This window comes from uncultured Chryseobacterium sp., assembly GCF_913776365.1.
Classification (GTDB): domain Bacteria; phylum Bacteroidota; class Bacteroidia; order Flavobacteriales; family Weeksellaceae; genus Chryseobacterium.
This window is the reverse complement of the sequence record NZ_CAJYMO010000188.1, coordinates 1-7,403: the sequence shown is the minus strand read 5'-3', so window position 1 is coordinate 7,403 and position 7,403 is coordinate 1. Positions and strand designations below refer to the sequence as shown.

The 7,403-nt window shown below is 44.8% G+C and carries 7 protein-coding genes; 4 read left to right on the top strand and 3 right to left on the bottom strand.

The features are described from left to right. Nucleotides 1–269 precede the first annotated feature (269 nt). Nucleotides 270–539: a 30S ribosomal protein S15 gene (gene rpsO / locus QZ735_RS09535; protein ID WP_034679332.1), complete on the bottom strand. Its 270-nt coding sequence runs from the start codon at nucleotides 537–539 to the stop codon at nucleotides 270–272. 173 nt (nucleotides 540–712) lie between these two features. On the opposite strand from rpsO, the gene QZ735_RS09530 reads away from it, so the two are divergent. The 4 genes from QZ735_RS09530 to QZ735_RS09515 all read left to right on the top strand — a co-directional run bounded on the left by QZ735_RS09530 (nucleotide 713) and on the right by QZ735_RS09515 (nucleotide 4,593). After that, the gene (locus QZ735_RS09530) at nucleotides 713–1,264 is read left to right on the top strand and encodes a pyruvate decarboxylase (protein ID WP_294247382.1); all 552 of its coding nucleotides are present in this window, start codon (nucleotides 713–715) and stop codon (nucleotides 1,262–1,264) included. Between the two features lie 377 nt (nucleotides 1,265–1,641). Next, nucleotides 1,642–1,788: a hypothetical protein gene (locus tag QZ735_RS09525; RefSeq protein ID WP_294247380.1), complete on the top strand. Its 147-nt coding sequence runs from the start codon at nucleotides 1,642–1,644 to the stop codon at nucleotides 1,786–1,788. 716 nt (nucleotides 1,789–2,504) lie between these two features. Next, on the top strand, nucleotides 2,505–3,827 hold the full coding sequence (gene mgtE / locus QZ735_RS09520) for a magnesium transporter (protein ID WP_294247378.1): 1,323 nt from the start codon (nucleotides 2,505–2,507) through the stop codon (nucleotides 3,825–3,827). Between the two features lie 25 nt (nucleotides 3,828–3,852). Then, nucleotides 3,853–4,593: an ABC transporter substrate-binding protein gene (locus tag QZ735_RS09515; protein ID WP_294247376.1), complete on the top strand. Its 741-nt coding sequence runs from the start codon at nucleotides 3,853–3,855 to the stop codon at nucleotides 4,591–4,593. A 1,046-nt stretch (nucleotides 4,594–5,639) separates the two neighbouring features. Here QZ735_RS09515 and QZ735_RS09510 read toward each other — a convergent pair. Next, entirely contained in the window at nucleotides 5,640–6,089 is a 450-nt protein-coding gene (locus tag QZ735_RS09510) for a GAF domain-containing protein (RefSeq protein WP_294247374.1), read from the bottom strand. Nucleotides 6,090–6,100: 11 nt separating this feature from the next. After that, a partial coding sequence (locus QZ735_RS09505) for a TonB-dependent receptor (protein WP_294247373.1) occupies nucleotides 6,101–7,403 on the bottom strand: 1,303 nt, incomplete at its 5' end.

The window sequence follows — 7,403 nt, the reverse complement described above, 5'->3', positions numbered from 1 at the left end:
ATGAATTTTACAAAGGCTACAGGTTATCCATGCTATTTTTTCTAAAAACCCCTGACTCCTGAAATTCCACCGGTACCGGAAAATACCGGCAGGAATGCACAGGAAAAGACGGCTTTATGTGCTATGGATTCAGTAAATGAACCGATTTCCGAAAGTAGCACACCGTGAATCCGTTTGTCCAGCCTATGCCGGTATGCTTCCGCTGTAAACCGGAAATAAAAAAAAGCAACCCTTTTCAGGATTGCTTTTATGATAAAAATCTTTACAGATTATTTTCTCAGACCTAGTTCAGCAATGATTGCTCTGTATCTTGTAATATCTTTTTTCTTAAGATAATCCAAAAGGCTTTTTCTTTTACCTACCAGTTTCACCAAAGATCTCTCTGTGTTGAAATCGTGACGATTAGCCTTCAGATGCTGGGATAAGTGGTTGATTCTGTAAGTGAAAAGAGCTACCTGTCCTTCAGCGCTCCCTGTGTCCTGTGCAGATTTTCCGTGCTTTGCGAAAATTTCTGCTTTTTTTTCTGTTGTTAAGTACATTCCAATATTGTTTAATGATTATTATGTAACGGCTGCAAAAATACGGATTTATTCCGGTTCTGCAAACATTATTGATCCTGTAAATTGAATTTAATAGAAAAAAATGTTAAAAAATTCTTAAAAAAAAGAGACAATCCCACGAAAAGGCAGTAATTTTGCATAGTTAATTAGTGATGAGGAAAATAGTAGTTTTTACCACCCTTACGGTTATTCTTGTAATAAGTGCTTCTGCCCTGAAAGCACAGAAGTCTGCCGATCATACCGCCAGGAAAGTTTTATACTTTAATCCTGAAGTGGATCCTGACATTGAAGAGATCAAGGAGCCTACCAATACTGCTTTTTTCAGCGCCGTTTCCGATAATCTCAGCGAAAGAAAAAACAGGATGCTGAAGACAGAGGTCCAGGTTTCTTTCGATAGTGTTGACCGGAAAACCCTTGCTGATTACTGTGTAAACAACGATGCTGATTTCGTAGTGGTGCCTAAAGTGAAATATTTCAAGGTAGGCCTCGGTAAATATGTATTTTCCAATCAGGTGGTGGTAAGCATGAAACTTTTTGATGCCGAAGGCAACCTCGTAACGGAAACCGATTATGATACCTACAAAAAAAACATGCGGCTGCTGGGCTCTACCACCAATTCCGTAAAAATAGGGACCAACGGTGCCATTAAAGGAATTCTGAAAGAACTGCGTAAGATAAAGCCTTCAGGAGAAGCCGGGTTTTAACAGGCCCAGTCCATAATCCCGGAAAATTTCTGCCCATTTATTTTATCCCGGATTTATTCTGTTATCCCTCTCTAATATCCCGATGATGCGATCTTCTTTTATTGAATCCGAAAATTGATATGCATACCATTCAATTTACTAAAATAAAAATTCCTTTAGTGGTGAATAATATGTTCTTTTTTATTACTTTTGTCAGGTATTAATCATCAGACAATCTCGATAGAAATTTCTTCAGGCATCTGCACTCTGCAGATGTTTTTTTGTTTACTTAAAACCCTACGTTTCTTCAAACCAACAGCTTAACTGAAATTATTTTTCATTTAATGGTGATTAATCGAAACAGATTCTGTATTTTTAGGGATACAAAATAGAACATTATGAAAAATCTGAAAAAACTCAGCAGGAAACAGCAGGAACAGATTAACGGAGCCTCCGCGCTCATCAGATGTACGGAAGACTCCCAGTGCTTCGGCGGAGCCTGCTGCAACAGGGTATGTGTTATCCATCCCTGCCTTGAACAGTAACGGGACCCGTTTCTGAAAAAGCATCTGCCCGGGCAGGTGTTTTTTTTTTATCCTGCCTGAATACACTTCCGCTTCTGTTGAGTCTGACTGAATGGGAAAGCATCCACGGAAATTCAGCCATAGAAATAAGCGGTAAGGCCTGACATCATAGAAAAAGCGAGCCGTAGAAAAAGGTAGCCCCTACGGGGGCTTCTTATATCTTGTGATCTGCCGCTATTAACAGGCCGCTCCTCCGGAGCATTTAATTTCGTGCTGTTTTTATAGGATATTTTAAAACTAAGATTAGCGATATGGAGGTTGTTACAGCTGATGATGTACAGCTTTTACAGAAAGCTCTTATAAAGTTTCAATCCATCTCTATTTTGCGCTATTTGGCAGGATATTTTAAATGGGTATTGCTAGCTGATTACATTTTATAATCTGCAGCCATTAACAGATAGCTCCTCCGCAGCTTTTAATTTCTCTACGTTTTAAAGGATATTCTGAAATCAAGAATCATTCGCAGATGATGATTACCCAGATCTAAGTGTAAAAATCTGCGAAATCCGCCGGATCTGCGGGAATAATTCAAAAAGATCAGGAAGCCGTTAAAAAATGAATGGATAACATATCTGCTCCGGCAAACCATGTTTTAATTTAATAAATCCTTAAATTTTGTCCTTGGCTGGCGATTCTTAAAAATTTGGGTTATTTTTGCCTAGCTAAAAAATCACGTTTTGAATTCGAGAGAAGAACTTATCCTGAACCCTGCCGATATTGCCGAAACGCTCAGCGAACTTCATGCTGACGAAAGGCTCCTGGCATTTCTGAAAGTCCCGAAAGAGTACAAAGCGGAGGTCTTTTCGCACCTCGACCCTGATTTCCAGGAAGAAACCATCCGGAGCATCGGCAGTGATGAAGTCTCGGAAATCCTGAACGCCATGACCCCGGATGACCGGACGGCCCTCTTTGAGGATTTTCCGGATGAACTGATTAAATATTCCATCAACCACCTGAATCCGCAGGAACGCCGGATTGCCCTGAAGCTTCTGGGCTACGATTCCGATTCCATTGCCCGTCTGATGACGCCGTATTACATCCAGATCCGTAAGGAATGGACCATTAAACGCTGTCTTCAGCAGATCAAGAAGGTCGGGAGCAAAGTGGAAACCATGAATTACCTGTATGTGGTGGATGAGCGGAACCGCCTGATCGATGATATTGCCCTGGGAAGCCTGCTGCTGGCCGAAGAGGACACGCTGGTATCGGAAATTACGGATAATGAGTTTGTAGCCATCACCACCACCACCACAAAAGAAGATGCCGTTCAGTACTTTGAAAAATATGACCGGGGCGCACTTCCCATTGTTACGGAAGCCGGCGTCCTGGTAGGTATTGTTACCATTGATGACATCCTGGACCAGATCGAGCAGCAGAATACCGAAGATATCCAGAAATTCGGGGGTCTTGAAGCCCTGGATCTCCCTTATACCCAAACTTCACTGACCGAAATGGTGAAAAAGAGGGGAATGTGGCTGATCATCCTGTTCTTTTCCGAAATGCTGACGGCTTCGGCCATGGGGTATTTTGAAGATGAAATCCAGAAGGCCGTAGTACTGGCACTTTTTGTCCCGCTGATTATTTCCAGCGGCGGAAATTCCGGCTCCCAGGCCGCTACCCTGATCATCAGGGCCATGGCCCTCCAGGAAATCGGGTTGAAAGACTGGTGGTATGTGATGCGGAAAGAGATTTTCACCGGGCTGCTCCTGGGGGGCATCCTGGGCATCATCGGATTCCTGAGAATCATGATCTGGCATAAGGCCGGCTTTTTCAATTACGGGATGCACTGGGCTTACGTAGGGCTCAGCGTCGGGGTTTCCCTTGTAATGATCGTTCTTTGGGGGACGCTCTCCGGTTCCATGGTTCCTTTTATCCTGAAAAAACTGAAGCTCGACCCGGCTACTTCTTCCGCGCCTTTCGTAGCGACGCTGGTGGACGTTACGGGACTTATCATATATTTTTCCGTGGCCGGACTTTTCTTAACGGGCAAACTTTTGTAATTTAGGCCATCTCTAAAATATTACAATGAAAATAGTTTCTCTGGTTCCTTCCATTACGGAGGCTTTATTTGATCTGGGTTTAACGGAACATGAAATCGTCGGAAGGACGAAATTCTGCATCCATCCTGCAGAAAAAGTTAAAGATGTTACAGTGATCGGCGGAACAAAAAACATCAATATCGGTAAGATCAGAGCTTTACAGCCCGATCTTGTTTTAGCCAACAAGGAAGAGAATGTAAAAGAGCAGGTAGAAGCACTCATGGATGATTTCAAGGTGCTGGTAACCAACGTTGAGAATATCGAAGACAATTACTACCTGCTGAAAAACCTGGGAAAACTCTTTCATAAAGAAGAGCGGGCCCAGTCTTTTAATCTCAAGATTTACGAAGTCCTGAATGAAGCGAAAGTCAATGCAAAGCCGAAAGCGGCTTATCTGATCTGGAATAATCCTTATATGACCATAGGCTCCGACACATTTATCCATAAAATCATGGCCGAGATCGGCTTTGAAAACCTTTTTAAAGACCGGAAGCGGTATCCTGAAATTAAGACCGAAGACCTTGCCGGCGCTGATCTCATCATGCTGTCTTCCGAGCCGTTTCCTTTCAAGGAAAAGCATATCGAAGAACTGAAAGCGGTGTATCCGGAAAAAAAGATCATGATCGTTGACGGGGAAGCCTTTTCCTGGTACGGGACGCATATTGCCAAGTGCGGCGACTATTTTAAGAGATTGATCCGGGAAGTGAATTCTGAATATACCGGATAAACACAGCTGAAATTCGCCCGTCATTTTCACAAATCAGGATACCGTTGACGAAAAGTGAAGAGTGAATTTCGCGATGCGAGTCAATTTTGCTTTGCAAGTGAATTCAGACCGGTGGACTGGCGGGCACAAGCTTGGAAGCTTGTGCCAGCGGTGAATTTCAGGCTGAACTGAAATTGACCATTGACCCGTAGGAATTGATCCTTGACGAGAAGTGAAAGGTGAATTTCGCACTGCCAGTCAATTTTGCTTTGCAAGTGAATTCAGGCCGGCGGGCTGGTGGGCACAAGCCCGGAAGCTTGTGCCAGCGGTGAATTTCAGGCTGAACTGAAATTCACCATTGACGAGAAGTGAAGGGTGAATTTTGCGCTGCAAGTCAATTTTGCTTTGCAAGTGAATTCAGGCCGGTGGACTGGCGGGCACAAGCTTGGAAGCTTGCGCCAGCGGTGAATTTCAGGCTGAACTGAAATTCACCATTGACGCGCAGGAATTGACTATTGACGAGAAGTGAAGGGTGAAATTCGCGCTGCAAGTCAATTTTGCTTTGCAAGTGAATTCAGGCCGGTGGACTGGCGGACACAAGCTCGGAAGCTTGCGCCAGCGGTGAATTACTCACTGATATTAAGAATTGACCATTGACCCGCAGGAATGACCATTGACAAGAAGTGAAGAGTGAATTTCGCACTGCCAGTCAATTTTGCTTTGCAGGTGAATTCGGCAAGTTGGATGGCGGGCACAAGCTTGGAAGCTTGCGCCAGCGGTGAATTTCAGGCTGAACTGAAATTGACCATTGACCCGCAGGAATTGACCATTGACCATTGACCATTGACCATTGACCATTGACCTTTATACTCGTGCTGAAAATAAGACCGCTGCCCTAGCCCGGATAGCAACGGATACCCCACAGCAGGCGGAAGGAAAAGCATTGGCGCGAGGAGTATGAGTGGATAGCCGGAAACAGCTCCTGAAAAATCAGACGACAGCAAACCGGAAAACAAAACTCCGGCTCATCAAGAGAACCGGAGTATATATTGTATTGCAGACAATGGTTACAAAATTTTGGAAACTTCGTTGCAGAGCCATTCCAGCAATTCGCGGTCTTCGTCCGTGAACGGATCGATGGTATGGGAATCGATGTCGATCTGGCCGATGTTCTGGCCGTCTTTGAAGATCGGGACTACGATTTCCGCTTTGGTATCGATGGAACAGCTGAGGTAGTTGCTCTGCTCATGGACATCCGGAACGACGAAGGTTTCATTGGACACGGCTACCTGGCCGCAGATGCCTTTTCCATAAGGGATGATTGTATGATCGGTGGGTGCTCCCACGTAAGGGCCCAGCTTCAGCTCGTCTTTATCTCCGTTCTTGAAATAAAAACCGGTCCAGTTGAAGTAGGAAATTTCCTGGTCCAGCAGGTGGCAGACTTTCTCCAGTTTTTCCTCCGTATTATGTTTCGGGCTTTCCAGAATGAATAACAGCCTTTTCTTTAATTCTGACATTGTATATTGTTTTAAGAGAATTGTTTTAAGGAAAGTTCTTCTTTATAGCCGAACATTCCGCGTTCTTTAATCATTTCGGCAACGCCTTCCGGCAGCTGGGTCTCCCAGCCTTTGATGTTGCAGCCTATCTTCTTCAGTATATCTCTTGAATAGATTTCCAGGAACTCAGGGTTGTAGTTGGTAATGTCCACGATACGGTCGTTGTGCTTGAAATACTTGTACAGTTCTTTCAGGTTTTCCTCCACTTTCAGGGTGGAAGAGTTCAGCAGCTCATGGGTTTCCGGATCTTTGTAAGGATACAGGTACACCCGCATGCCGTTTCTGAAAAATTTCCCGAAAGCCTCCAGGATCCCGCCGGAGAGGTTTTTGTAATACCGCTCGTCAAACACCATCAGCAGGTTGTTTACGCCCATGGCGACACCGATATTCCCGTTGGTATAAGACGCGAAATAATCGATCAGGCGGTAATATTCTGAATAATTAGAAATGATGACCGTATAGCCCAGTTTGCCGAGTACGTCTACCCTGTCCAGGAAATCCCGTTCATCGATATCGCCGTCGGCCCGGAGGTTGGAGATGGTGATTTCAATCAGCACTTCGGTATCGTCGGGGCTGCAGGCCGAATCCTTGAGGAACATGTCCATGCCGTTTTTCAGCATATCGATATTCACCTTGGTTACCGGACGGAAGCTTCCCCTTACGGCGAAGATGTTTTTCTTGTACAGGATGTCTGCCGGAAGCATGTTGTTTCCTTCGGAATTGAAAATCACGGCATCGGTCATTCCGTTTTTCACCAGCTGTAAGGACATGAGCCTGTTGTCCACATATTCAAATGCGGGACCGCTGAAATCGATCATATCAATCTCGAGGTTGTCCTTCGCCACCTCATCATAAAGGGATTCCACCAGGTTCCTGGGGTTGTCGTAGTAATGAAAGGCTCCGAAGATCAGGTTCACGCCAAGATTCCCTAATGTCTCCTGTTGCAGCGTAGCGTCGTTTTCCTTGAATTTAACGTGGATGACGATCTCATTGTAGTCCTCATTTTCCTTTACCTGGAAACGGATGCCCACCCAGCCGTGGCCTTTTACGGTTTTATCGAAATTGATGGTGGTAACGGTATTGGCGTAGGAAAAAAACTTACGGTTCGGGTTGTTTTCCCGGGAAATCCTTTCTTCGATCAGGGCCACTTCGTAGCGGAGCATTTTCCGCAGCCTGTTCTGGGTAACGTACCTGTTTTTTACCTCTTTTCCGTAGATGGCATCACTGAAATCCTTGTCGTACGCCGACATCGCCTTGGCAATTGTACCGGAAGCT

Coding starts and splice junctions, on each gene's coding strand:
- rpsO (WP_034679332.1), bottom strand. CDS start 539: ATGTACTTAACAACAGAAAAAAAAGCAGAAATTTTCGCAAAGCACGGA.
- QZ735_RS09530 (WP_294247382.1), top strand. CDS start 713: ATGAGGAAAATAGTAGTTTTTACCACCCTTACGGTTATTCTTGTAATA.
- QZ735_RS09525 (WP_294247380.1), top strand. CDS start 1,642: ATGAAAAATCTGAAAAAACTCAGCAGGAAACAGCAGGAACAGATTAAC.
- QZ735_RS09515 (WP_294247376.1), top strand. CDS start 3,853: ATGAAAATAGTTTCTCTGGTTCCTTCCATTACGGAGGCTTTATTTGAT.
- QZ735_RS09510 (WP_294247374.1), bottom strand. CDS start 6,089: ATGTCAGAATTAAAGAAAAGGCTGTTATTCATTCTGGAAAGCCCGAAA.